Consider the following 26,724-nt stretch of genomic DNA (forward strand, 5'->3'; position numbering starts at 1 on the left):
TGCGGCGCCCTTCGTGGGCGCGCGTTCCCCGCCTCAGGCGCCGAGGTGCGCCGTCAGACTGGCTTCGATATCGGCCTGCAAATCGCGCACGTCTTCGAGACCGACGTAAAAGCGCACCAGCGCGCCCTTATGCGGCCACGGCGTTGCCGAGCGCATGGACGGCACGCGATAGGGCACCACCAGGCTGTGCGCGCCCCCCCAACTGAAACCGATCTTGAACAAGCGAAGCGCTTCGATGAATGCGTCGATTTGCGCCGGCGTGTAGCGCTCGTCGAACACCACGGAGAACAGACCACCCGCGCCCGTGAAGTCGCGATGGAAATGCGCATGGCCGGGGCAATCCTCGAACGCCGGATGCAGCACGGCCGCAATTTCATGACGGGTGCCCAGCCACGTCGCCAGCGTCATCGCAGCACGATCGTGCGCCTCGAAACGTAGCTGCATATTCGGCAGACTGCGCAACACGAGGCTGCAATCGTCGGCCGACACACCCACGCCCATGCGCATGCGCGCCTGCTTCAGACGGTGGTGCACGTTATCGTCGACGGTCACGACCGAGCCCATCAGCACGTCGCTGCCGCCCGATTGGTACTTGGTGAGGGCCTGCACCGAGATGTCCACCCCGTGATCGAACGGACGGAATGCCAAGCCGGCGGAATATGTGTTGTCAATGGCCGTGAGCACGCCCCGCTCGCGCGCCACGCGCGCGATGGCCGGCACGTCGGGGACTTCCATCGTCACCGAGCCCGGGGCCTCGAGCCAGATCACCTTCGTGTTGGACTGAATCAGCGCGCCGATACCGTCACCGATCATCGGATCGTAGTAGCGCACGGTGATGCCGAACGACTCGGCGAGCCAGTCACCGTGCTCTCGGTTCGGACCGTAGGCGTTGTCTGGAATAAGGACATCGTCACCGCTCTTGACGAGGCCAAAGTACACATTGGAGATCGCGGCAAGTCCCGACGGGAACAGCAGGCAGTGTTTGCCGCCTTCGAGCGCCGCCAAGCGCCGCATCAACTCCATCGATGTGGGCGTGGCATGCAGACCGTAGCGCCACTGGCTGTCGTTCTTCCAGTCGAGCGAGCGCATGGCGGCCAGATCGGGGAAGATCACCGTCGATGCGCGGGCCACCGGCACCGGCATCGCGGCGAAACCGGCCGGCACGTGGGTGTCCGTATGCAGAATATTGGTTTGCCAATGCCAGCCATTGGCTTCCGGCGTGTCGAGGGGCTTACGGTTGTCTTGCGTCATTACGGCTCCGGAAAGACTCGGGCCGGCAACGACACCGGCCCCCGGGAGTAACTTACACGCGCTCGAACACGGCGGCAATGCCCTGGCCGCCGCCGATGCACATCGTCACCAGTGCATAGCGCCCGCCGATACGCTGCAACTCGTGCAACGCCTTGACCGTGATCAGGGCACCGGTCGCGCCGATCGGGTGGCCCAGCGAAATGCCGGAACCGTTCGGATTCACCTTGGCCGGATCGAACCCGAGGTCGCGCGTGACCGCGCACGCCTGCGCGGCGAATGCTTCGTTGGCTTCCACCACATCGATGTCGCCGACCTTGAGCCCGGCGCGCTCCAGCGCCTTGCGCGACGCCGGCACCGGACCAATGCCCATATAGTTCGGATCGACCCCGGCGTGGGCGTAGCTGACCAGGCGCGCGAGCGGCTTGGCACCGCGACGCTCGGCTTCGGCGCGTTCCATCAGAATCAGCGCGGCGGCCGCATCGTTAAGCCCCGAGGCGTTCCCGGCCGTGACGGTGCCGTCCTTCTCGAACACGGGGCGCAGCTTCGCCATGTCGGCCAGCGTCACTTCCGCACGCACATGTTCGTCGGTGGTGAACGACACCTCGCCCTTCTTCGACTTGATCGCGATAGGGACGATCTGGTCGTTGAAATAGCCCGCCGCCATGGCGCGCGCGGCGCGTTGATGCGATTCGACCGCGAGACGATCCTGATCGTCGCGCGTGATACCCCATTTCTTCGCGATGTTCTCTGCCGTCACGCCCATATGAATGTTGGCGAAGGGATCGTGCAACGCGCCGAGCATCATGTCGACCAGACGCGATTCGCCCATGCGCGTGCCCCAGCGGGCACCCGGCATCACGTACGGCGCGCGGCTCATGCTCTCCGCGCCGCCCGCCATCGCCACGTCGGTGTCGCCCAGCAGAATCGACTGCGCGGCAGAAACGACCGCCTGCAGACCGGAGCCGCACAGGCGATTGACGGTCATCGCGGGCGCATGCTGGCTAACGCCCGCCTCGATGGACGCCACGCGAGCCAGATACATGTCCTTGGGTTCGGTATGAATGACGTTGCCGAACACCACGTGGCCGACGTCGTCACCGCCCACCTGGGCGCGCGCCATGGCCTCGCGGGCGACGATGGCACCGAGCTGGGTCGGTGCGAAATCCTTCAGGCTGCCGCCAAAATCTCCAATCGCGGTGCGCACACCGCTGACGATCACGACTTCTCGTTGCATGTCTCTTCTCCGGGTGAATTTCAGTTGGCAATGAGTATAGCGCCGCAGGGGTTACCGCGATGGCAGACGCAGTGGAGGGAAACTTCGATGAGCAAGCTTGCGGGGGTGGCGCCCGTGTCGGGTGCCGCGCATCGCGCTGCGGCGGGAAGTGGCGCAAGCGACGGAAGTCGGGGGGAAGCGAAGCGAGGGGAAACCGGAGCATCGACGTGCCCCGGTAGGTCAAGCATTGATGCGGATCAGCCCGCCAGTGTCTGGAGCACCTGCTCGGCGCGCGGTACGGGCGCGACTGCGCCGTAACCGGTTGTCGACAACGCTGCGCAGACGTTGGCGTAGCGCGCCGCCGCGAACGGATCCTCGCCCAGCGCCAGACGGGCCACGAAAGCGCCGCCAAAGCAATCGCCGGCCCCGGTGGCGTCAACGGCCTTTACCGGATATGGCGCGACGATACGACGCTCGTCCGGCGTGGCGACATAGCAGCCCTCGCGACCGAGCTTGAGCGCCACGACCTTCACGCCGTACGAGAGCAGCGCATCGAGGATCGCATCGCGATCGTCCAGCCCAGTGACCGCCGTCACGTCGTCCCAGCTCGGCAGGCAGACGTCGGTCAGGCTGAAGGCTTCGCGCATGGTGGCGCGGGCGCGGGCCAACGGCCACAGCTTGAGGCGCAGATTCGTATCGAACGACACCTTGCCGCCGGCGGCGCGAATCATCGACATCGCCTCGAAAGCGGCGTCGCAAGCGCTCGCGCTGATCGCCAGGCTGATCCCCGACAGGTGCAGGAAAGATGCGCTCGCCAACGCTTCGCGCGGCAGATCCTGGGGCCGGTAACGGCTCGCGGCGGAGCCCGCGCGCAGATAGTCGAAATGGTGCCCGCTCGCGTCGTGGGACACGAAATAGACGCCGGTCGGAGCCTGCGCATCGACGCGAACGGCGTCCGTATCGACGGCTTCCTCACGCCACAAATCGAGCAACATGCGACCGAAGCGGTCGTCGCCGAGCGCGCTCACGAAGCCCGTGTTGACGCCTTGGCGACGCGCAGCGATGGCGAAGTTGGACGTGTCGCCGCCGAAGCCCTGCAAATACTGGCGGGGGTCGTCGGGCGACTGGTTGAACTCGACCATGGCTTCGCCCATGGCCAGCACTTGCGGGCCTGACGTATGCGTGAGCGCCATCAGACCACCTCGCCCCACAGATCGTGGCCGTCGGCGCCGGTCACCGTCACGTTCACGAACTCGCCGACCTTCAGGCGCTTGGCCGCCTTGGGCGTGGGCTCGATGTACACGAGGCCGTCGATTTCGGGGGCGTCGGCCGCCGAGCGCGCCACGCCACCGTCCTGATTGATCTCGTCGACGATGACCTGAATCGTCGTGCCGACCTTGCGCTGCTGGCGCTGCGCCGAGATCTCTTCGGCCACTTCCATGAAGCGCGCGCGGCGCTCCTCGCGCACTTCGTCGGGCAAGGCACCCGGCAATTCGTTGGCCTTCGCCCCCTCGACCGGCGAATAGGCGAAACAACCCACGCGGTCCAGTTCGGCCTCGCGAAGGAAGTCCAGCAGATACGCGAACTCGGCCTCGGTCTCACCCGGGAAACCTGCGATGAAGGTGCTGCGGATCGTCAGATCCGGGCACAGCTTGCGCCACGCCTGAATGCGCTCGAGATTCTTCTCCCCCGAGGCCGGGCGCTTCATGCGCTTGAGCACATCCGGATGGGCGTGTTGCAGCGGCACGTCGAGATACGGAAGGATGTGGCCTTCGGCCATCAGCGGAATGATCTCGTCGACGTGCGGGTACGGGTAGACGTAGTGCAACCGCACCCAGGCGCCATACTGCTTGGCCAGTTCACCCAGCGCCGTGACCAGTTCGGTCATGCGAGTCTTGAGCGGACGCCCCGCCCAAAAACCGGTGCGGTACTTCACGTCGACTCCATACGCGCTGGTGTCCTGCGAGATCACCAGCAGCTCCTTCACGCCGGCCTTGAACAGGTTCTCGGCCTCGAGCATCACTTCGGCCACCGGGCGCGAATCGAGATCGCCGCGCATCGACGGGATGATGCAGAACGTGCAGCGATGGTTGCAGCCTTCGGAGATCTTCAGATACGCGTAATGACGCGGCGTAAGCTTGATGCCGGCGGGCGGCACAAGATCGGAGAAGGGGTCGTGCGGCTTCGGCAGATGCGTATGCACCGCGCTCATCACTTCGCCCAGGGCGTGGGGACCGGTGACGGCCAGCACCTTCGGGTGCACGGCCGTTACGATGTCCTGACCGGCGGCGTCCTTTTTGGCGCCCAGGCAACCGGTGACGATCACCTTACCGTTTTCGGCCAGCGCCTCGCCGATGGCGTCGAGGCTTTCCTGAACGGCGTCATCGATGAAGCCGCAAGTATTGACCACCACGAGATCGGCACCGTCATAGGTACCGGCGATGTCGTAACCTTCGGCACGCAGTTGCGTCAGGATTTGCTCGGAGTCGACCAGCGCCTTGGGGCATCCGAGCGAAACGAAGCCGACCTTGGGGGTGCCGGCGGGCGATGGGCGGGACATGGGGCGAAATCCTGATCTAGAAAATACGGGGAACGATCGACCGGCGAAGCAGCGACCTCAGTCACTCCTGGCGCATCCCCCACAATGCCGAAACACCGCGCGAGACGCAGATCCTGCCTGCCGCCGAAACCGCCGCAAGAAGTCCCTCGCGGCGAACAACCGCGTATTTTACCCTGTTCGCCCGTGGGGCGTTCCAACTATGTTGCCGATCGCGACGTTGCGCGCCCCGTGCCACATCGCAACGTCGGCCAAACCGTCAGGGCTTCTTGTTCGGGTCGCCCGGAGCGCCCGGCGCTCCCGGGAACGGGAACGTATTGAACATCGACTTCGCCTGAGTCTGCATCTGCTCTTGCATCTGCACGAACAGGTTCTTCGACTGCTCGATGTAGTTGGTCATCATGCCCTGCATCATCGGTGCCTGCATGTTCATGAATTGCGCCCAGACGTCCGGGTTGAAGGACGCGCCTTCGTAGATGCCCTTCGACTGATCGGCCAGCTTGTTCTGAATTTCGATGAACGTCTGGATATTCTTCTCGAGATACGTGCCCATCATGCCCTGCAGCGCATGCCCATAGAAACGAATGATCTGCGAGAGCATGGCGCTCGAGAACATCGGCACGCCACCGGTTTCTTCTTCCAGAATGATCTGCAGCAGAATGCTGCGCGTCAGATCCTCACCCGACTTGGCATCGACGACCTTGAACTCCTCGGTCTCGAGTACCAATTGCTTCACATCGGCAAGGGTGATGTACGTGCTGGTCTGGGTATCGTACAGACGCCGGTTCGGATACTTTTTGATCAGGCGTTCGTCAGTCTTCTTGCTCGCGGCCATGCGGTGGGTTTCCTGCTTTTATGAAGGACTTCCCCGACCGGCGGTCGGGGTTAGTCACATATTATCGATTCTAGGACGTTTGCTGCTATGCGGCAAAGCCCTAACCCGCAACGGGGCGCGCGGCGCGGGTGTCGCCCGTCGCGCCCCCTACGCCCCGATCCCGCTTAGCCCATGTGCAGGCCGCCGTTGAGCGAGAAATCCGCCCCCGTCGAGAAGCCGGAGTCTTCCGATGCCAGCCATGCCACGATGGACCCGATCTCACCCGGTTCGCCCAGGCGCTTGACCGGAATCGTGGCCACGATCTTGTCCAGCACGTCCTGACGAATCGAGCGCACCATGTCCGTCCCGATGTACCCCGGCGACACGGTGTTGACCGTCACGCCCTTGGTCGCCACTTCCTGCGCCAGCGACATCGTGAAGCCGTGGATACCGGCCTTGGCCGTCGAGTAGTTGGTCTGACCGAACTGCCCCTTTTGCCCATTGACCGACGAAATGTTGATGATGCGGCCCCAACCACGCTCGCACATGCCCTCGATGACCTGCTTGGTCACGTTGAACAGGCTCGTGAGGTTGGTGTCGATGACGGCATCCCAGTCCTCGCGGGTCATCTTGCGGAAGACGACATCGCGCGTGATGCCCGCATTGTTCACCAGCACGTCGACCTCGCCGACCTCGGCCTTGACCTTGTTGAACGCGGCCGTCGTGGATTCCCAGTCGCCAACGTTACCTTCGGACGCGATGAAGTCGAACCCCATCGCCTTCTGGTCTTCCAGCCACTTCACGCGGCGCGGCGAATTCGGCCCGCAACCCGCCACCACCTTGAAGCCATCCTTGTGCAGCCGCTGGCAAATGGACGTACCAATACCGCCCATCCCACCTGTCACATATGCAATGCGTTGAGTCATGGAAAGCTTCCCCCAAAATAGCGGCATCTCTGCCACCTGTTGCGACTGCCAATTGACTGACGCACAAGCCGCGCGTTCCCGCGCGCGCCTTTCGTCTCCTGCCGACTTCAGCGTGCGCCCGTGCGCACTGCACGCACGGACGATACCGATTCGATTTTTTTCGAACGCTGTTCGATGCGCGTCAGACGCGCTCGAGCGCCAACGCGACGCCCATGCCACCACCAATGCACAGCGATGCCAGGCCGCGACGCGCATCCCGGCGCGCCATCTCATGCAGCAACGTCACGAGAATACGGCAGCCCGACGCCCCGATCGGGTGTCCGATGGCGATCGCACCACCGTTCACGTTGATCTTGGAAGTGTCCCAACCCATCTGCTGGTTCACGGCCAGTGCCTGCGCCGCAAAGGCTTCGTTGATTTCCATCAGGTCCAGATCGCTGGCCTTCCACCCCGCACGCGCGAGGCAACGCTGCGATGCCGGAACCGGGCCGATGCCCATCACCTTCGGATCGACGCCTGCGTTCGCGTACGCGACAATGCGCGCGAGCGGCGTAAGCCCCAGTTGCTCGGCGCGCTTGGCCGACATCACGACGACAGCGGCCGCGCCGTCGTTGATCCCCGACGCATTCGCCGCGGTCACCGTGCCGTCTTTCGCGAATGCGGGCTTCAGACTCGCGAGCGACTCAGCCGTCACGCCATGGCGAACGAATTCGTCGGTGTTGAACACCAGCGGATCGCCCTTGCGCTGCGGAATCAGGACCGGCACGATCTCGGCGTCGAAACGGCCCGCCTTTTGCGCGGCCTCGGCCTTGTTCTGCGAAGCGGCGGCGAATGCGTCCTGCATTTCGCGGGTGATGCCGTATTCCTTGGCGACGTTCTCCGCCGTGATGCCCATGTGGAACTGGTTGTACACGTCCCACAGGCCGTCGACGATCATCGTGTCGATCAGCTTGGCGTCGCCCATGCGGAAGCCGTCACGCGAGCCCGGCAGCACATGCGGCGCGGCGCTCATGTTCTCCTGCCCCCCCGCCACGACGATGTCCGCGTCGCCTGCGGTGATCGCGTTCGCGGCGAGCATCACGGCCTTCAGGCCCGAGCCGCACACCTTGTTGATGGTCATGGCCGGCACCATCGCAGGCAGTCCCGCCTTGATGGAAGCCTGTCGCGCCACGTTCTGACCCGAGCCGGCCGTGAGTACCTGACCCATGATGACTTCGCTCACGTCCTCGCCCTTGAGCTTGGCGCGCTTGAGCACCTCGTCGATCACGATGGCGCCCAGATCCGGCGCTGCCACCTTGGCGAGCGAGCCGCCAAATTTACCGACTGCGGTACGCGCAGCCGACACAATCACGATATCCGTCATGTCTCTTTCCTCGTTTCCAAATGAGTCGAACCCGCGGGGGATGCCCGTGGGTGCCGCCCGTTCAGGCCTTGGCCTTCACGTAGCGACCGGGCGCCGGTTCGATAGGGGCATAAACAACATTACCATACGCTTTTGGCGCCTTGACGCGTTTTCCTGCGTAGCCTGCAAGCCACTCGCTCCAGTCGCTCCACCAACTGCCGGGGTGCTCCGTCGCGCCGGCCAGCCAGTCGTTGGCATCGGTACCCACGTCGTCGTTGCGCCAGTAGCTGCGCTTTTTCTTGGCCGGCGGATTGACCACGCCCGCGATGTGACCGGAAGCGCCCAGCACGAAGCGTCGCTCGCCGCCCAACAACGGCAGCGAACGGAACGCCGACGTCCACGGCACGATGTGATCCTCGCGTGAGCCGAACACATATGCCGGCGCGTCGATGGCGCCCAGATCCAAGGGCACGCCGCACGTTTGCACCGCACCCGGGCGCTTCAATTCGTTTTGCAAATAAAGATGGCGCAGATACCAGCAGAACATCGGCCCCGGCAGATTGGTGCCGTCACCGTTCCAGTAAAGCAGGTCGAACGGCTGGGGCGCATTGCCCTTCAGGTAGCTGTCGACCACATAATTCCAGACCAGATCGTTCGGGCGCAGGAACGAGAACGTATTCGCCAGCTCCACACCACGCATGAGGCCCGGCGGATGCCCGGCGCCGCCGCCGATCGTCTGCTCGCGGAATTGCACATGCGGCTCGTCGATGAAGACGTCGAGCACGCCGGTATCGGAAAAGTCCAGCAGCGTAGTCAGCAAGGTCACGCTGGCGACCGGCGACTTGGCGCCCTTCTGGCCCTTCGCGGCCAGCACGGCGAGCGCGGCGGAGAGCAGCGTGCCACCCACGCAGAAGCCGAGCGCATTGATCTGCGGTTGCCCGCTGATCTCACGCACCACGTCGATCGCGGCGATCGGCCCTTCGCCTACGTAGTCGTCCCAGGTCTTGTGAGCGAGCGATACGTCGGGATTGCGCCACGACACGACAAACACGGTATTGCCCTGCTCGACCGCATAGCGGATCAACGAGTTCTCCGGCTGCAGATCGAGGATGTAGTACTTGTTGATGCAAGGCGGCACGACGAGTAGCGGCCGCTGATGCACCGTTGGCGTGAGCGGCTTGTACTGGATGAGCTGGATCAGGTCGTTCTCGAAGACCACGGCGCCTTCGGTCGTCGCCACGTTGCGACCGACTTCGAACGCGGCCTCATCGGTTTGCGACACCTTGCCCTTGCCCATGTCGGCAAGCAGGTGCTGCATGCCGGTGAGCAGGCTGTCGCCTTTCGTTTGCACGAGGCGCTGCTGCGCGTCCGGATTGGTCGCGATGAAATTGGCCGGCGAACTGGCCGCCACCCACTGCTCTACCGCAAACCGAATCCGCTCGCGCGTTTTGGCGTCGGCGTCGACCAGATCGGCCATGCGCAGCAAGAAGCGTCCATTGAGCAAATACAGCGCCGCGGGCATCGCGTAGAACGGATTACGCCAACCGTCGCCCGCGAAGCGCCGGTCTCCCAAGGCCGGCGCCGTGTCCAGTCCGGGCTGCGTGAAGCTGGCGACAAGTTCGGAAAATTCGCGCGCATATTCCGTCTGAAGCGCATTCAGACGCGCCGGATCGACGTGCGGTGACGTCGGCGGCGGAAGGCTACCGGCCTTGCCGATGAGATCGAAAAGCCCCGCGAACGGGTTTGCGGCGGACGGTGTCCCAGGGGCACCGGAGAATGAAGAGCCGGCAGCCCCTGGCAGCGCCCCGAACAGTTGTTGGGCGGCCGTGAACCACTGCGACATGTCCTGAGCGGAGAGCGAAGCGGAGGGAAACTGCTTGGCGAACGAGGCGGCCAACGAGGCCGGATCGAAGTTGGCACTGGCGCGATTCATGATAGCCTGAGTGTCACGTTCGTTGCGTTCACGGGCCAGCGCCCGAAACGCGGCGGCACGCAGCGCTTGCTTAGCGATACGCCCCACCTGCGAAGCATTCTTGCGTGCGCGCGCAAGTGTGTCAATGCTTGCAGCGTCCGTCTTGCGTGCATTTTTCCGTCGCCCCACCTATTTTTGCCTGCGCGTTTGCCCCAATGCTGATCGTCATTCTTGGCTGGCTTTATGTCATTGCGATGGTCGCCATCACCGCGCCGTCCATCGCACTGGGTATCGTCATCTTTGTCTGCGGTGGCCTCGCGCCGACGATGCTCTGTTTGTACATCGCAGGCGCCCGCCTCCGGCGTGCCCGCCCGCCGCGAACCGATGACGCCGTCGCGCAAGTCCCTTCATCGTCGGATCGCGACGCGTCACCGCGCTCGCCGCCCACGCCTTTGCCGTGACGGAACCCCGGACAGACTCGCTTGCGCGGTAATCGGCGTCAGGCCGTGCGCCACACGAGTGCCGCCATGCGACCCGTCGTCCGGTCGCGCCGGTAGGAATAGAATCGCGCCGGATCGCCGACCGTACACCATTGCCCGCCCGAGACCTGCGTCACGCCCTCACGGGCCAGTCGCAACCGTGCAAGCGCACACAAATCCGCCAACGACTTCCCCGCATCGGGATCACCGTGCGGGACGAACGCAGACTGCGTCGCTCCACGCTCGTCGGGCGTTGCGGCCGCAAGAAACGCTTCACTCACCTCCCGGCCGACTTCGAACGCTTGGGGCCCAATGCAAGGGCCGAGCCACGCCAAGACCGGCGCATCGGCGTCGCCCTTCGGCAAGCGGGCTCGCAATGCCTGCACTGTCTGCTCGATCACCCCGGCGCAAAGTCCGCGCCAGCCGGCATGCGCAGCGGCCACCGCACGCCCTTGCGCGTCGCACAGCAGCACCGGCAGGCAATCCGCCACCATGACGGTGCTCGCAAGGCCAATCTCGCTCGTCGCGCTGGCATCGGCCTGCAACGGGTCGCCGGCATCGGCCGCCTCGAGCGCTGCGCGCGCATCGACCACACGCTGGCCGTGGATCTGCGCCACCCATGCCGACGGTACGCCCGTGCGCGCCGCGAGCAACGCACGATTGATCCGCACGGCGGCCGGCTCGTCGTCCGCCTTGGTCCCCAGGTTGAACGTGGCTTGCGGCCCTTGACTCACGCCGCCCGCGCGCGTCGTGAAGACGGCGCGAACGTTGGCCGGAGCGGGCCAGTCGGGGACGATCCAGTCCGCGGGCATCAGGTCTGACTCAGGCAGGGAAGAAGTCATCGAGCGAATCGGGGAGCGTTGAAAAATCGAATTCGAGCCCGAGCGCGGCCACGAGCGCACGCAGGTCATCCGGCAAAGGTGCCTGCCAGTGCACGAGACGGCCATCCTCGGGATGAATCAACCCCAATCGCCAGGCATGCAGTGCCTGACGCGCAAAATCGCCCGGCAACACCGGTCGTTTGTGACGGGGTTTGTAGAGGGGATCGCCCAACAGCGCATGGCCGAGGTGCGAGAGATGAACGCGGATCTGGTGCGTGCGTCCCGTATCGAGCGAGCAAAGCACGAGCGACACCGGGGAACCTTCCCATTCTGCGCTGGCGACCGTCACGACGCGCGTGCGCGCCGGCTTACCGCCCTGCCCGGGCACGACCGCCATGCGAGTGCGCTCACGCGGGTCGCGACCGATGGGAGCGTCCACGACCGTGCGCTGCGGCGGGCGTCCCCACACCAGCGCGGCGTAATGGCGTTTGACGGTGCGGGCCTGCAACTGGCGCACCAGATCGGTTTGGGCCACCAGCGTACGCGCCACGACCATCAGGCCCGACGTCTCCTTGTCGAGCCGGTGAACGATACCGGCGCGTGGCAGATCGGCGGCCGCTTGGCCATAGCGATACAACAGACCGTTGAGCAAGGTGCCGGACCAGTTACCCGCCGCCGGATGCACGACCAGGCCCGCCGGCTTGTTGAAGACGGCCAGTGTTGCGTCCTCGTAGACGGCGTCGAGCGGCACCGGCTCGGGGGCAAACGCGAGTTGATCGGGCAGTGGTGCCGGCGTGATGAGGACGGCCTCGCCGCCCGCCACTTTCTGGCGCACCTTGGCGGCCTCACCGTCGAGCGTGACGCGGCCGTCTTCGACCCACGCCTGCAACCGGCTACGGGAGTATTCGGGAAAACATTGCGCGAGCGCCTTGTCCAGTCGCTCCCCGGCCAGCGACTCGGGCAAGGTGGCGCTAAGCGGCGCGCTGACGCCAGCCCCGCCCGACAAGGCGGAACCGGACAAGGGAGCACCGGGATGGGTGCCGTCGGCTGCCGTTGGGAAAGCCTCAGGAAGCGAATCGAAGTCGTCGTCAGACGAATCCTCCGCATTTTCCGTGGCAAATGAGGCGGTTACGCTATAATCCGGCAGAATTGAATGGGTCATCGAGAAGTGAAGCTAACGAGCATGCAAGCCCTGAAACTTGTCAAACACCTGACGCTGGCCGCAATCGTGGTCGGCAGCCTTGCCGCCTGCGGCATTCTGCCGGAGAAGGTCGACGAAACGGCCGGCTGGTCGACGAACAAATTATACTCGGAAGCCAAGGACAGCTTCGATAGCGGCGACTACACGAAGGCCGCCAAGTACTACGAGCTGCTCGAAGGGCGCGATCCGTTCGGCCCGCACGCGCAGCAAGCGCAGATCAACACGGCCTACTCCTATTACAAGGACAACGAGCCGGCGCAGGCCCTCACCGCCATCGACCGCTTCATCCGCCTGCATCCGGACAGCCCGTCGATCGATTACGCCTATTACCTCAAGGGTCTGATCAACTTCAATGACGACCTGGGCCTGTTCGGCCGCTTCTCGGGACAGGATCTCAGCGAGCGCGATCCGAAGGCACTGCGCGCGGCTTACGACAGCTTCAAATACCTGGTCGAGCATTATCCGAGCAGCAAGTACGCCAACGACGCCGCGCTGCGCATGCGCTACGCCGTCAACGCCATGGCCGCCCACGAAGTGCATGCCGCCGAGTACTACTATCGTCGCGGTGCGTACCTGGCGGCCGTGAATCGTGCACAAAGCGCGCTGAAGGACTACGATCAGGCACCGGCGCTCGAAGACGCACTGGGCATCATGATCAAGTCGTACGACAAACTCGGCATGACCGAACTGCGTGACGACGCTCGCCGCGTGATGGAAAAGACCTATCCGAAGAGCGGTTATCTGACGGTCGGCCATCGCACCGACAACAGCGGCGACAAGAAGTCCTGGTGGCAGCTCTGGCGGTAAACGTCGCTTCGGTCTGCCCCATCGAAAAGCCCTCGCTCGCGCGAGGGCTTTTTTGTTTTGGTGCCTGATGCGCCGGGTCGATTCCGGCGAATGCCGCGGCAATGGGTCGGCGAGTCAGTCGCCCGCGTCGGCGGCGATCTCATCGAAGAAGCCGCGCACAATGGGTAGCTCGCGCGTGCGCTTGAACGGCGGCAGGCTCTGCCAGATCCGGCGGCCGTACGGCTTGTCGACGAGACGCGGATCGCAAATCATCAACACACCACGATCGAGTTCAGAACGAATCAACCGTCCCGCGCCCTGTTTGAGCGTGATGACCGCCTGCGGCAACTGATGCACGGCGAACGGGCTGAGCCCCTTCTTCGTGAGCGCGTCGAGCCGCGCGGCCAGCACCGGATCATCCGGCGGCGCGAACGGCAATTTGTCGATGATGACAAGCGAGAGCGCCTCGCCGCGCACGTCGACCCCTTCCCAGAAACTCTGACTACCGATGAGCACGGCGTTGCCAAGCGCGCGAAACCGATCGAGCAGTTCGGTGCGGCTCGCCTCGCCCTGCACGAGCAGCGGATACGGCCAGCCACGGCGGTCGAACTCCTCACGCAGACGTTCCGCGGCGCGGTTGACCGCGCGCAACGTCGTACACAGGACAAACGCCCGGCCACCACTCACTTCGAGCACCGGCAAGGCGGCGTCGAGCACGGCGTCGGTGAAGCCCGGCGCTGACGGCTGTGGCAATCCGCGTGGCACGTACAGCAGACTCTGATTCGGATAATCGAAGGGGCTGGCGAGCGTGAGCGACTTGCCCGCATCGAGCCCCAACTGCGCCGCATAGTGCATGAAATTGCCCTTCACCGACAACGTAGCTGACGTGAAGATCCAGGCCCGCGGCGCTCCGGCACGCTGTTTCGAGAAGATCGGCGCAATCGAAAGCGGCGTCTGATGCAACTGAACCGCCTGAGAGAACACCTCGATCCAGCGTACCGTCTCCGGGGGCGTGTAGTTTTTTTCCGCCGCCCCCTCGTCCGTCGAAGTGCCCGATGCCTTCGCGTCGGCCGCCAGCCGCGCAGCTTCCGCCTCGCGCGCCTTGGCCGCCTTTTCGCGTTTGCCGTCGGTGACACGCGGCGCATCCGGATCCAGCAGCGGCAGCGGCGACTCGCCTGGCACGGGCGGCGTTGCCCCGGTCTGCCAACGTTCCAACTGCTGATGCAACTCCAGCGCGCGACGCAAGCAAGTCCCCAAGGCTTCGGCTCGCTCGGACTGGTGCTGGAGCGTCTCGATCATGTCTTGCAATGCGACGTCCACGCTATCGAGCGCGCCGAACAACTCGTGATCGTCGGCCAATTGTGCGACCGACATCCGCGTATTGTCCTGCCCGAAGGTCAAACGCACATCGCGCGCCGCCCGCTCGAGGTTCGCACCGAGTTTGACCCAGTCAGCCGCATCGCGCGCATGAATCAGCCCCTCGGCCACGCAGTCGCGCGCCAGTTCGAGCATCTGCCCGGTCGAGACCGTCTCACCGAAGAACAGCGTGGCGGTCTCGGGCAACTGATGCGCTTCGTCGAAGATGACCGTGTTCGCGCTCGGCAGCAGCTCGGCCATCCCCGTGTCGCGCAACATCACGTCCGCAAAAAAGAGGTGATGATTGACGACCACGAGATCCGCCTGCTGCGCTTCCTTACGCGCCTGCATCACGAAGCAATCCTTGTAGCGCGGGCATTCCTGACCGAGACAGTTGTCGCGGGTGGACGTGACTTGCGCCCAGATGGGCGCATTCTCCGGCACCGAGGCCAGTTCCGCCTTGTCGCCACTGTGCGTGATTTGCGCGAACGTCGTGATCTCGCGCAACTGCGCCGCTTCATGACGTGACGCGAAGCGTCCTTCCTGCTGGGCGCGCTCGAGATAGTAATGACAGAGGTAATTCGCGCGCCCTTTGAGCATGGCCACCGTCACCGGCACCGCGAGCGCCTTGCGCACCGTGGGAATGTCGCGCGCGAAAATCTGATCCTGCAAGTGCTTGGTGCCGGTCGAGATGATTGTCTTGCCGCCCCACAGCATGGCGGGCACGAGATACGCGTAGGTCTTGCCGGTGCCGGTACCGGCCTCGGCAATCAGCGTGTCGTGCGTGTCCATTGCGGCGGCCACGGCGCGCGCCATCTCGGTCTGCGGTTCACGCGAGCGATAACCGTCGATCGTGCGCGCCAGCATCCCGCCGTCGCCGAAGATCTCTTGCAACTCGCGCTCGCGCTTGGCGGCAAGCGGCTTGAGTCCATAGAACGTGGGCGTCTCGGCGGGGCTCGGGGAGATGTCGGGGAAATCGCTGGAGGCGGCGGAATCGGTCAAAACGGCAGGAAAACTCAAAGGTGCCGCGCATCGCATCGAGTGGATTCGCGACGCCGGCAATGAAAAAAGCAATCGCGCCGACGGTCGGACGCGTGTCGCAAACGTTGCGTGGGACGCCCGCTCAGGCGGGCTGGTCCGGCATTTGCTGCACTTGCAGCAGGGTGATCGTGTCCTTGATTTTCAGACGGCGCTTCTTGAGCCGTGTGACCCGGAGTTCGTCGTACGCCGGTTCCGTCAGCAACTTGTCGATCAGGAAGTCGAGATCGCGGTGTTCGATCTGCAACTCGATGATGCGGCGCCCGACGGAGTGAAGATCCTGCTGCATCGTGCTCACTCTCCTGCGACTCTCAAAAGATTCCGGGGCTGGCTTTCACTGCCCTGGCAACGGCTTCTGTGCCGGCGAACTGCCCGATTGCGACTCGTTGCGGCGCGCATCCGACTTCTTCTGGCGCTCGATGGCGTCCTGCTGCTTCTGATTGAACTTGCGCACGTTGTCTTCGCGCTCAGCCGCTTTTTGCGCCGCCGTCGCCTTCGCGTCGTCGAGCTTCTGCTGTTGCCCGGACTGCTTGGCATTGTACTGCTCGGCGTTGGCGGCACGCTGCGGCGCCTCTCCGGTACGCTCGGTCACACGCTGCTGATACTCGGCCTGCTTGGTCTGGTAATTGGATACGTTCTGCGCACGCTCCGCCGCGCGCTGCGGCGCTTCGGCCGCGGTTTGCGCCCGCTTCTCGGCCAGACGCTCGTCACGCTCCTGCGCCCGCGCCTTGCGCTCCTGGTCTTCCAGCACCAGCCGTTGGCTGCGAACGGCCTTGAGCGCCGTGCGTTGATCGTCACGCGCGTTGTCGATGCAGTAATTCACGAAAAATTTCGACGCACACTCGTACTTCGCCTGTTCGAAACGATAGTCGATCCAGGCGCGCTGCCGATCGAGCACCGCACGGCGGCCGGCGAAGTCGTCGTCAGCGGGGTGCAGATCGAGGGCGTCGTCGTACGCGACCGGCTTGTCATCTTCGGCGATGGCGGCACTCGCCGCACTGGCCGGCGACGGTGTGCGATCGGCCGTGGCATCGAACGGCACCTTCGGCACACGAAGCTGTTCGGTCGTGCGTCCTGCGGCCTCGGTCGCCGAGAGCCCCTGCGCGAACGACGTGCCGGGCACAACGGCGGCCGCCGTCACGATGCCGAACGCGCCCACCGCGGCATGGCGACACAAAGACTGGCGCGAAAACAATTTTGCGAAGGAAATCATGAGGTTGAGCAGAGTGATGCCAAATTTTAACATTGCCTGCCCGGACGCGCCCGCGGTTTATGGCAAAATGCCCCGCTCCTGGCACTTGGGTAACTCGCAACACTCATGACGCAAAACGTAGCCCTTCAGATCGTTCAACGCATCGCCGACGAACTCAACGTGCAGCCGCGTCAGGTGGCCGCCGCCGTGCAACTGCTCGACGAAGGCGCCACCGTGCCCTTCATCGCTCGCTACCGCAAGGAAGTCACCGATAACCTCGATGACACGCAGTTGCGTACGCTCGAAGAACGCCTACTTTATCTTCGCGAGCTGGAAGAGCGCCGCGCGGCGATCCTCGCGAACATCGACGAGCAAGGCAAGCTGACCGACGAGCTGCGCACCGCCATCGAGGCGGCCGACACGAAGCAGACGCTCGAAGACCTCTATCTCCCGTACAAGCAAAAGCGGCGCACGCGCGCGCAAATCGCCCGCGAAGCCGGCCTCGAACCGCTCGCGCAGGCCTTGCTTGCCGACCCGACACTCGACCCGCAGGCCGAGGCGGCAAAGTTCGTCGATGCCGAAAAAGGCGTGGCGGACGTCAAGGCTGCGCTCGACGGCGCGCGCGACATCCTGTCGGAACAATTCGGTGAAACGGCCGAGTTGCTCGGCAAGCTGCGCGACTATCTGTGGCATCAGGGCGTCGTGTCGTCGAAGGTCGTCGAGGGCAAGGAAAGCGAGGAAGGCGAGAAATTCCGCGACTATTACGACTACGCCGAGCCGATCGCCGCCGTGCCGTCACATCGCGCACTGGCCCTCTTCCGCGGCCGTAACCTCGGCATTCTGATGGTCAAGCTGGGCCTTGGCGAGGAACTCGACACGCAAATCCCGCATCCGTGCGAAGGCGTGATCGCCGGGCACTTCGGCATTCGCCAGCAGAACCGCGCCGCCGACAAGTGGCTAGGCGATGTCTGCCGTTGGTGCTGGCGAGTGAAGGTGCAGCCGCACCTCGAATCGGAACTGCTCACGCAAATTCGCGAGAGTGCCGAGAGCGAAGCCATTCGCGTGTTCGCACGCAACCTCAAGGCGCTGCTGCTCGCCGCGCCGGCCGGTCAGAAGGGCGTGATCGGTCTGGACCCGGGCCTGCGGACCGGCGTGAAGGTGGCCGTGGTCGATCGCACCGGCAAGGTGCTGGGCACCGACACTATCTACCCGCACGAACCGCGCCGCGATTGGGACGGCTCGCTCTCGCGACTCGCCAAGATCGCCGCTGCCACCGGTGCGGAACTCGTGAGTATCGGCAACGGTACGGCCTCGCGCGAGACGGACAAGCTTGCGCTGGAGTTGATCAAGCGCCATCCCGAGCTCAAGCTTCAGAAAATCGTGGTCTCGGAAGCCGGGGCCTCGGTGTACTCGGCGTCGGAATTCGCCGCGAAGGAATTCCCCGACCTCGACGTGTCGCTGCGCGGCGCGGTGTCGATTGCCCGCCGCTTGCAGGATCCGCTGGCCGAACTCGTCAAGATCGAGCCGAAGGCCATCGGCGTGGGCCAGTATCAGCATGACGTGAACCAGCGCGAGCTGGCCCGCATGCTCGACGCCGTGGTCGAAGACTGTGTGAACGCCGTGGGCGTGGACGTCAATACCGCTTCGGCACCGCTGCTCGCACGCGTCTCGGGCCTGAACGGCACGCTTGCAAAGAACATCGTGGACTTCCGCGACAGCAACGGCCCGTTCCCGAATCGCGAAGCGCTCAAGCAAGTGCCGCGCCTGGGCGACAAGACCTTCGAGCAAGCCGCCGGCTTCCTGCGCGTGACCGGCGGCGACAATCCGCTGGATCGGTCGTCGGTCCACCCGGAAGCGTATCCGGTCGTCGAACGCATTCTGGCGAAGATCAAGAAGAGCATTGGCGACGTGATGGGCAACGGCTCGATCGTGCGCAGTGTCTCGGCGACCGAATTCGTCGACGAGCGTTTCGGTCTGCCAACCGTCAAGGACATCCTGACCGAACTCGAGAAGCCGGGCCGCGATCCGCGACCGGAGTTCAAGACGGCGACGTTCCAGGAGGGGGTCGAAAAGCTCACCGACCTCAAGCCGGGCATGCAGCTCGAAGGCGTGGTGACGAACGTGGCGGCCTTCGGTGCGTTCATCGACATTGGCGTGCATCAGGACGGCCTGGTGCACGTCTCGGCGATGTCGACGAAGTTCATCAAGGATCCGCACGAGGTCGTGAAGGCCGGCGACATCGTGAAGGTGAAAGTGCTCGAAGTCGATCCGCGCCGCCAGCGCATCTCGCTCACGATGCGCCTGAACGACGACCTGCCGGTGGCGGGGGCGACCGATCGTCCGGGCAGTAGCGGCGGTGGGGCACGCAGCGGCAACGGTGGCAATGGCGGCGGCCAACGTGGCGGCGGCGGTCAACGTCAGCGTGAACCGGAGACGGTGAACGCCATGGCAGCCGCGTTCGCCAAGCTCAAGCGCTAAGTCGAGCCCCAGCGCTCACGAGTCCGACGCACGGCGCGCAAGCGCTACCTCGCGCCGCGTCCCGTCTCGTTGCGACCGGCCCGCCCTCTCCGGAAGGCGGGCTTTTTTTCGGTCCGCCAAAACGCCAAACCCCCAAGGGCTGGCGGCCTCGCCAATCCTTGGGGGTTCGTTGCATCGAGTTCACGCACGGCCATGTTAAACGGCGCAGCGTGCCCGGCCCCTCAGGGCACGGGACTCGCCGTCAGATTTCGATCTTGGTCCCCAGTTCGACCACGCGGTTCGCGGGAATGCTGAAGAAGTCGGTCGGCTTGGCGGCGTTCTGGTGCATCCATGCGAACAGACGTTCGCGCCAGATCGACATGCCCGGCAACTTGGTCGGCACCACCGTCTCGCGCGCGAGGAAGAACGACGTGTCCATCAGCTCGAAGTGCATGTCCGTCTTGCCCTCGAGCAAATTCAGGACTTCCTTGACGTCGGGCGTCTCGTTGAAACCGAACGTTGCGACTACGCTGAACAAGCCGCCGGAGTGATCCTGGACCTCGATGCGATTGAGATCTTCGACATACGGCACATCGACCGTACGGAAGGTAAGGAAGATCGTACGCTCGTGCAGGATGCGGTTGTGCTTGAGGTTGTGCAGCAAGCTCACCGGCACTTGCGTGTTGCCGCCCGTCAGGTAGATGGCGGTGCCCGCCACGCGATGCGGCGGATGCGCGAGCAACCCCTGCAAGAACGGCGCGAGCGGAATCCCGTCGGCGGCCGTGCGCTCACGCAGCAATTGGCGCCCCTTGTGCCAGGTCATCAGCATGAAGAACAGGAAAGCCCCCAGCGCTAGCGGCAGCCATCCGCCCTCTTCCACCTTGATCAGGTTCGCGCCGAAGAAAGCGAAGTCAACCACGAGGAAGCCGGTGATGATCAACGCCACCAGGAACTTGTTCCAGTTCCAGACCTTGACCATGACGACGCACGCCAGAATGGTCGTGATGACCATCGTCGTGGTCACGGCAATACCGTACGCGGCCGCGAGATTGCTCGACGACTTGAAGGCCAGCACGATCCAGATGATCACCAGCAACAGCGCCCAGTTGATCACCGGCATGTAGATCTGGCCGATTTCGCGATCTGACGTATGCAGGATCTTCATACGCGGGACATAGCCGAGCTGAATGGCCTGACTGGTCAGCGAGAATGCGCCGGAAATCACCGCCTGCGAAGCGATCACGGTCGCCGCCGTTGCCACCATCACCAACGGCACCAGCGCCCAGTCCGGGGCCATCAGGAAGAACGGGTTTTCGATGGCCTTTGGCGTCGTCAGCAGCAATGCCCCCTGGCCGAAGTAATTCAGTGTCAGCGCCGGGAACACGAGGAGCGACCACGCAAATCGGATGGGCCGAATGCCGAAATGCCCCATGTCCGCATAGAGCGCCTCGGCCCCGGTCAACACCAGGAACACCGAGCCGAGCACGATATAGGCTTGCAGGGCGTGCGTATGGATGAAGCGGATGCCGTAATACGGGTTGATCGCCTGAACGATCTCGGGCGCGGCGATGATGTTGTACACGCCGAGCACGCCGAGAATCACAAACCAGATGACCATGACCGGGCCGAAAAGGCGACCGACCTTGGCCGTGCCGGACTTCTGCATCCAGAACAGAACGATCAGGATGACGATGGTGATCGGCAGCACGAAGCGCGCGAGCGACGGGGCGGCAATCTCCAGCCCCTCGACCGCCGACAGCACGGAAATGGCCGGCGTGATGACCGCATCGCCATAGAACATACAGGCGCCGAACATGCCCAGCATCATCAGCACCGCCGCCCATCGGCTGCCGCTCCGCACGCTGCGCAGGCTGAGCGCCATGAGCGCGAGCACGCCGCCCTCGCCGCGGTTGTCCGCGCGCATCACGAACAGCACATACTTCAGGGAAACGACAATCACCAGGGCCCAGAACAGCAGCGAGATGATGCCGAACACGGCTTGCTGGGTAAACGGAATGCCGTGTTGCGGATCGAAACATTCCTTGAGCGCATAGAGCGGACTGGTGCCGATATCGCCGAAGACCACGCCGATGGCCGCCACCATGAGCGCGGGCAAAGCCTGAGGGCGCTGCCCGTGTCGTATGTTTTGCGTCATAAGGTTTGGGTAATCGCTTTATTGCGCTGCACAAAATGGGCGCTATTCTAACTGGGCGCCGGTTCCCTCGCCAGTCCGGACAGGTGCTGAGTGCCGGACGTCTGACATGGCAGGCTACGCTAGGATAATTCGAGCCGTGCGCCGTGACCAGTGCGGCGCGACAAGGGTTTTGCCACCCCGGCGCACCCTGGGATTGGGCGAGCGGCGCCGCGTTTCGAGTTGCAAATGCGCGACATATGCCCGGCATGCGCATTCACGAGTCGACAGCCCCGCCAATTGCGTGTACCGGTGCACCACGCACGACACCGCCGCCGGCGGCGAAGCGCTGGCGCGGCGGCCCATAAAAAAACCGCCCGAAGGCGGTTTTCCCAGCATTTGAGCCGTCGACCGAACGATGTCCGGCAGGTCATCGCCTTAACGATGACGCGTTGCCTTGCCGCGATGGGCGGGGCTCTTGACCGAGCGCACGAGGCTCGAATCGGCACTGTTCTGCTCGGCTTCAAGCGAGCGGATCTGGCCTTGCAGGTCGTTCAGGCGCAGACGCGCTGCGGTACGTTCGGTTTCCAGTGCCGAGGCCTGTTCGCGCACTGCCTGCTGGTTCTCGGCCAGCGCCTGTTCCTGCTGGCGTTGAATCGTCAGGTCGTTCTGCACCGCGTTCAGGCGCGCTTCACTCGCGGCGAGCTGGCGCTCCATCAGCGCCTTTTGCGCTTCGAGCTTGATGCGACGGATTTCGACGTCGGCGAGCACCTGCGTCTGGCGCACGAAGTCGCCATAAAGTGCTTCCGCCTTCTTCTCGTTGCCGAGCTTCACGACGCGCCAGAACTGGCCCTCATGGAACAGTGCGACGTAATAGCCCAACGTCTGCGGATAGAACAACAGGCTCGCGCCATAGCGGCCGTTGTAAGTTGTGCGAAGTTCGGAGACTTCCTTGTTCTGAATGCGATCGCGCAGTTCCTGAATCGTCCCCGAGGCCGCCGCCGGCGCGTTGGCCGACTGCGCAGGCACGGTCGGCGCCGCGAGTTGGGCAGGCGATGCGCCCGTCACGTCCTTCACTGCGTCCGCCGCCCCCGCTGGCGTTCCCCAGGCTGCCAGGCATGCCACCCCCACGCCCAACCAATACCGCCCCCGGCAATCACTGATTTTCATCTGATCTGTTTTCCTCTTATCGACCGGACCGTTTCACGATCCTTGTTCGCCGCATTCGTTCGCCCCCTCCGGACTCCGCCCCGAGGATCTGAGACCTGCGTATTTGTGGAATGATAACCGCACGCCCGCAATAGCCGCCAATTCTATCCATTGACGCGCCCGCTTCCAAGCGCCGAATGCGTTATTGTGCCCGCCTGAATTCATCTGTTGATACCGCGCAACTCCACACACCGTGCGAGTTCTCCTGGACGGAACTTCGATGTCAGACAAATCCCGTCATTTAGGGGCGAATCGAGGAATTGCCCACGCAACACGCGGCGATATCGGGGCACGATCCCATGGCGAGGGGCGGATGGCATCTCTCGGACCGCCGCCGGCTTTTCAGTCGTTTCCTTCGGTTTGCCAACCAGGCGCGCCGAATGCCGTCCGGTCGCGGCGCACTAGCGATCGCTACCGGTGCCCGCCTCGAACTCGCCGGCCAGTTCCGAATCGTTGCCAACGATCTGATACTTGCGCATTTTTTCCCACAGCACCTTGCGGCTGATGCCCAGGGCATTGGCGGTGTCCTGGCGTCGCCAGCCGTTGGCGTCGAGCGACGCAACGATGCGTGCGCGTTCGGTGGCATCCCAACGGGCGCGATCGGTGAGCACCGCGCCTCGTGCGCCGTCGTCACCGCGTGAGGGGGTGCCCATGGAAAGCGCGTCGAAGATAGGGCGGATGCGCCGCTCGTCCCAGCCCCCCAATTGCCGATAGATGATGCCGACACGCTCGGCGATGTTGCGCATTTCACGCACGTTGCCGGGAAACACCCCGCCCTCGACCTGTTCGCGCAGCCACGGCGGCACTTGCGCGCCGACCTCGCTGTCGCCGACGACTTTGCCGAGATAGGCCGTGAAAACGGCGAGCTTGTCGACGGGGCCGCGCTCCTCGAGACTCGGGATATGCAACTCGATCACGGCGAGACGGTAGAACAGGTCGGCACGGAACAGTTCGTCGCGCACCATCGTCTTGAGGTGCTTGTTGGTCGCCGCCACGAGCCGAAAGTCGAGCTTCACGGGTTGCGCCGACCCCAGACGCGTCACCGCGCTGTCCTCCAGCACCCGCAACAGCTTGACCTGCTGATACAACGGCAGATCGCCGATTTCGTCGAGGAAGAGCGTGCCGTCGTTGGCCTGCTCGAAATAGCCTTTGTGCGAATAGAGCGCCCCCGTAAACGCACCTTTGGCGTGGCCGAAGAAATGCGACTCGAACAGGCCATCGGGAATCGCACCGCAGTTCACGGCCACGAAGGGGCCTTGCCCGTAATGACTTTGCTTGTCGTGCAGCAGGCGCGCGATGCGCTCTTTGCCCACCCCGGTCTCGCCGTGAATGAGCACGTTCGAATCACAATCGGCGAAGGCGTCGACCTCCGCGAGCAAGCCCAGCATGGCGCTCGACTGCGCAACCAGCGGGTCCACCGGCGCGGGGGCGCGGTCGGCTTCCGCGATGGCGCCCGAGAGTTTGAAGATGAGCGTGCGCAATTCCGCGCCGGAGAAGTCGAGCGTGAGGATATTGCTGTACTCGGGCGGATAGACGCGCGGATCGTTCTCGCGCGGCGTGGTCGCGACCCAGATGACAGGCATGCCGTGGCCCAACTGCCACTCCTGGGCATTGGTCGATGCGCCTTCGATCACCGACACGCTGACCACGGCGATGGATGGACGCGCCTTGGTGCGCTCGCGCGAGAGGTCGACGCCGTCGGCACGAATGACTTCCATGTCGAAGCTCGCGAGGCAATGCGCGACGCGGTCGGCAATATCCGACTTGCCCTCCCACACGTACACATCGAGATCTTCACGTACTGGCTTGCTTTTCATGCTTGTCCGCTGGTTGCCGGACACCCCGAGGGGTGTCCGTCATGAGGTGTTTCCGTGCTTCGGTCCGGCCGAGCCCGAGGGCCTGGCTGTTTGGCTGCTCGACGCTTGGCAGGCGCTGCTAATACACCAGTTGTACCAGTCCGTTCTGACAGTTGATGCTGTCTACCGTGACGGTGGTCGTGCCGATGCTGATGCCCAATGCCGCCAGTGCCTGGTTGATAAGCCCGCTTATCGGCGCGAGTAACGGATTAAGCAACGTGTAAAGAATGCTGTTCAGCACTGGGGTCAGATTGCTCGTGCTTACGATGTTGGTGCCGTTAATGTAATTTGCGCGGCAACTCGATGGACTACCGCTGATGTTGCAAACGCCATCCGCAATCAGGCTTGTCGCGCCAGTGACCAGGCCATTGAGAATACCGCCCACGGTCCCGGCGAGACCGCTGAGGGTGGATGTCAGCCCGGAGGCAATGGTTTGCCCATTCAGCGTCAGTAACCCAGTCACGGTTGAAGCCAATCCAGTAAGCGTTGTTTGGAGGCCCGTGGCGGCCGTATTCAAGTAGGCGTTGACCGTGGAAATACTTAGACCGGTGCTCCCCGGCGGCACCGCTTGCAACAGTCCGTTGGTTATGTTCGCGACACTCGCCCCGGGCGCATTGGATAGCGGCCCTAGGCCGACATTCACGTTCAGGCCTGTGAGTAGTGCGCCGACGATCTGGCTCAGATCAACGGTCGAGCCTACCGGACCCCAAGGCTGCGGAAACGGCCCCGTGAATGTATGCGTTGGTGGAGGCAACGTGTTCGTAACTAGCGACACCTTGGCATTGCCGTTCACCGTTATCAAATTGAGCAGCGTGGCGATGGGCGTAGGGTTCGTCAGTATCGTCGTGCAACTGGCCGAACTTGTTGTGGACGTATTGCCACTAGCATCAGCGCCAACGCAGAGATTGACCAACCCGGAGGATGTCACCGCAAGCGTGGCGGAAGGCACCGCCCCGCATTGCGGATCGTGGACGACGGTGGCCGTCGACTTTGCAAGTTCAACGGTCAGCGGCAACGTCAATCTGGTGCCCGTGTTCGTTAGCAATCCGCCGAGCAAATTGCTGGTCGTCGTATTGACCGAAAGCACAATCCGTACTTGCGCCGTGCTCGCGGAAGCGCCCTTGCCACCAATTCCGATCTGAGGAGGAGAAACGATGGTAATCAGTGCAGTTGCGCCAGCTAGCGGCAGCGGGGTCGAGATCGAGATCGCATTGGTACCATTCCCGCCGATGATCGCGGTCGAGATCAGATCCATCACATTCACATTGGCCGTCAGGGCATTCGCAGCACTTACGCCCGCCAAGTCGAGGTTGGCAAACACACCAGGACTCGTTGCCGTACCGAACAGCTTCACAGGCAAACTCAGCGCATTTGATGCTCCAAAAGCACTAATGAGACCATCCAGAGCGGATACCGATGCTGAAAGCGCGCCACTTTGTGTCGCAACCGCCGTTCGCGTCGCACTAAGCAACTGTCCGACGGTCAAGTTCTGGATCGTGGCAAGTCCAGACAACGACGCAACTGATACGTCCCCAGTCACCGGAACGCCGAGCGCCTGCAACAGGCCGCTCGGGGTCACCGTGGTACCGACTAGCTGCTGCCCGCTTGCAACATACGCCTGAAGGTTCACGCCCAGCGGCGTGAGAATCCACGACAGCACCGAATTGCTCGTATTAAGCGCCAGCAGTCCCGAGTCGACCGTGAACGTCACCACCGCTGGCGCCTTGCGTGCAATCGCGGTGGCGGTGATCGTGCGGGTACCGGCGAGCTGGAAGAAGGACGGCACGCCCAACGACAACATCACCGACACTGCGTTACCACTCGTCGCATTGCCGGCATTGGTCGCGACGAACGTGCCCGGCCCGGTCGCCGAGGCCGACGGCGATGTCCAGATGCCGCACGACGTCGTCACCTGCAAGCCGGTGACGCTGCTGCCCATGTTCGATGTCACGTTGGCCTGTGCGACGCTCGCATACGACGTGGCGTTGGCGCATCCCGGCAGCGTCTGCGCACCGGCGAGCGCAGCCATGTCGGCCGCGCGCTGCAGATCGCGTCGTTGCATGAACGCATAGCCCACATCGATGGCGAACGCCAGAATCAGCGCCACGATCACGAAGACGAAGGCAAGAATCGGAACCGATCCCCGCTGCGCCCCACGTGACGAGGCCATACGATTCGTTCGG

General features: G+C 63.8%; 20 protein-coding genes. 3 read left to right on the forward strand and 17 right to left on the reverse strand.

From position 1 onward, the window contains the following. Positions 1–33: 33 nt before the first annotated feature. The 8 genes from PCE31106_RS19840 to phaC all read right to left on the reverse strand — a co-directional run bounded on the left by PCE31106_RS19840 (position 34) and on the right by phaC (position 10,036). Positions 34–1,251 (reverse strand): cystathionine beta-lyase, encoded by a 1,218-nt coding sequence (locus PCE31106_RS19840; protein WP_017234068.1) that lies wholly within the window; start codon positions 1,249–1,251, stop codon positions 34–36. Between the two features lie 52 nt (positions 1,252–1,303). Next, positions 1,304–2,485, reverse strand: a complete 1,182-nt coding sequence (gene bktB, locus PCE31106_RS19845) for a beta-ketothiolase BktB (RefSeq protein WP_150564460.1) — start codon at positions 2,483–2,485, stop codon at positions 1,304–1,306. Between the two features lie 236 nt (positions 2,486–2,721). Then, positions 2,722–3,657, reverse strand: a complete 936-nt coding sequence (locus tag PCE31106_RS19850; RefSeq protein WP_150564461.1) for a sugar kinase — start codon at positions 3,655–3,657, stop codon at positions 2,722–2,724. Then, positions 3,657–5,024 (reverse strand): 30S ribosomal protein S12 methylthiotransferase RimO, encoded by a 1,368-nt coding sequence (gene rimO, locus PCE31106_RS19855; protein WP_150564462.1) that lies wholly within the window; start codon positions 5,022–5,024, stop codon positions 3,657–3,659. Before rimO ends, PCE31106_RS19850 begins: the two co-directional genes overlap by 1 nt. Before the next feature lie 256 nt (positions 5,025–5,280). Further along, positions 5,281–5,856, reverse strand: coding sequence for a polyhydroxyalkanoate synthesis repressor PhaR (gene phaR, locus PCE31106_RS19860; RefSeq protein ID WP_017234064.1), 576 nt, complete (start codon positions 5,854–5,856; stop codon positions 5,281–5,283). 164 nt (positions 5,857–6,020) lie between these two features. Continuing rightward, entirely contained in the window at positions 6,021–6,761 is a 741-nt protein-coding gene (locus PCE31106_RS19865) for a 3-ketoacyl-ACP reductase (protein WP_026131972.1), read from the reverse strand. A 181-nt stretch (positions 6,762–6,942) separates the two neighbouring features. Beyond that, positions 6,943–8,124 carry an acetyl-CoA C-acetyltransferase gene (locus PCE31106_RS19870; protein WP_150564463.1) on the reverse strand — a complete coding sequence of 394 codons (1,182 nt, stop codon included), beginning with the start codon at positions 8,122–8,124 and terminating at the stop codon, positions 6,943–6,945. Between the two features lie 61 nt (positions 8,125–8,185). Next, entirely contained in the window at positions 8,186–10,036 is a 1,851-nt protein-coding gene (gene phaC / locus PCE31106_RS19875; RefSeq protein WP_254441207.1) for a class I poly(R)-hydroxyalkanoic acid synthase, read from the reverse strand. Between the two features lie 194 nt (positions 10,037–10,230). Between phaC and PCE31106_RS19880 the strand changes: the two genes are divergently transcribed. After that, complete coding sequence (locus tag PCE31106_RS19880) at positions 10,231–10,476, forward strand: hypothetical protein (protein ID WP_150564465.1); 246 nt, start codon at positions 10,231–10,233, stop codon at positions 10,474–10,476. A 38-nt stretch (positions 10,477–10,514) separates the two neighbouring features. Here the strand turns inward: PCE31106_RS19880 and pgeF are convergent, their stop codons facing one another. Together pgeF and PCE31106_RS19890 are read right to left on the reverse strand one after the other, a co-directional pair. Then, on the reverse strand, positions 10,515–11,336 hold the full coding sequence (gene pgeF, locus PCE31106_RS19885; protein WP_437343834.1) for a peptidoglycan editing factor PgeF: 822 nt from the start codon (positions 11,334–11,336) through the stop codon (positions 10,515–10,517). Further along, a complete protein-coding gene (locus PCE31106_RS19890; protein WP_437343835.1) occupies positions 11,317–12,477 on the reverse strand; it encodes an RluA family pseudouridine synthase in 1,161 nt (386 codons plus the stop codon). Before PCE31106_RS19890 ends, pgeF begins: the two co-directional genes overlap by 20 nt. A gap of 21 nt (positions 12,478–12,498) precedes the next feature. On the opposite strand from PCE31106_RS19890, the gene PCE31106_RS19895 reads away from it, so the two are divergent. Beyond that, complete coding sequence (locus tag PCE31106_RS19895) at positions 12,499–13,323, forward strand: outer membrane protein assembly factor BamD (protein ID WP_150564466.1); 825 nt, start codon at positions 12,499–12,501, stop codon at positions 13,321–13,323. Between the two features lie 114 nt (positions 13,324–13,437). On the opposite strand, the gene PCE31106_RS19900 is transcribed toward PCE31106_RS19895, so the two are convergent. The 3 genes from PCE31106_RS19900 to PCE31106_RS19910 all read right to left on the reverse strand — a co-directional run bounded on the left by PCE31106_RS19900 (position 13,438) and on the right by PCE31106_RS19910 (position 16,873). Further along, positions 13,438–15,696, reverse strand: coding sequence for an ATP-dependent DNA helicase (locus tag PCE31106_RS19900; protein ID WP_039830365.1), 2,259 nt, complete (start codon positions 15,694–15,696; stop codon positions 13,438–13,440). Positions 15,697–15,781: 85 nt separating this feature from the next. Next, the gene (locus tag PCE31106_RS19905; protein WP_017234055.1) at positions 15,782–15,985 is read right to left on the reverse strand and encodes a YdcH family protein; all 204 of its coding nucleotides are present in this window, start codon (positions 15,983–15,985) and stop codon (positions 15,782–15,784) included. A 45-nt stretch (positions 15,986–16,030) separates the two neighbouring features. Next, on the reverse strand, positions 16,031–16,873 hold the full coding sequence (locus PCE31106_RS19910; protein WP_150564467.1) for a hypothetical protein: 843 nt from the start codon (positions 16,871–16,873) through the stop codon (positions 16,031–16,033). A gap of 141 nt (positions 16,874–17,014) precedes the next feature. On the opposite strand from PCE31106_RS19910, the gene PCE31106_RS19915 reads away from it, so the two are divergent. After that, entirely contained in the window at positions 17,015–19,366 is a 2,352-nt protein-coding gene (locus tag PCE31106_RS19915; protein ID WP_150564468.1) for a Tex family protein, read from the forward strand. A gap of 241 nt (positions 19,367–19,607) precedes the next feature. Here the strand turns inward: PCE31106_RS19915 and PCE31106_RS19920 are convergent, their stop codons facing one another. From PCE31106_RS19920 to PCE31106_RS19935, 4 genes are all read right to left on the reverse strand, one after another. Next, positions 19,608–21,500 carry a potassium transporter Kup gene (locus tag PCE31106_RS19920; RefSeq protein ID WP_039830364.1) on the reverse strand — a complete coding sequence of 631 codons (1,893 nt, stop codon included), beginning with the start codon at positions 21,498–21,500 and terminating at the stop codon, positions 19,608–19,610. 414 nt (positions 21,501–21,914) lie between these two features. After that, positions 21,915–22,646, reverse strand: coding sequence for a DUF2968 domain-containing protein (locus PCE31106_RS19925; RefSeq protein ID WP_083902309.1), 732 nt, complete (start codon positions 22,644–22,646; stop codon positions 21,915–21,917). 440 nt (positions 22,647–23,086) lie between these two features. Beyond that, entirely contained in the window at positions 23,087–24,502 is a 1,416-nt protein-coding gene (locus tag PCE31106_RS19930) for a sigma 54-interacting transcriptional regulator (RefSeq protein ID WP_150564469.1), read from the reverse strand. A 118-nt stretch (positions 24,503–24,620) separates the two neighbouring features. Next, the gene (locus tag PCE31106_RS19935; protein ID WP_174975323.1) at positions 24,621–26,711 is read right to left on the reverse strand and encodes a pilus assembly protein TadG-related protein; all 2,091 of its coding nucleotides are present in this window, start codon (positions 26,709–26,711) and stop codon (positions 24,621–24,623) included. Between the last annotated feature and the right edge of the window lie 13 nt (positions 26,712–26,724).

The organism is Pandoraea cepalis (assembly GCF_902459665.1).
In the GTDB taxonomy this organism is placed as follows: Bacteria; Pseudomonadota; Gammaproteobacteria; order Burkholderiales; family Burkholderiaceae; genus Pandoraea; species Pandoraea cepalis.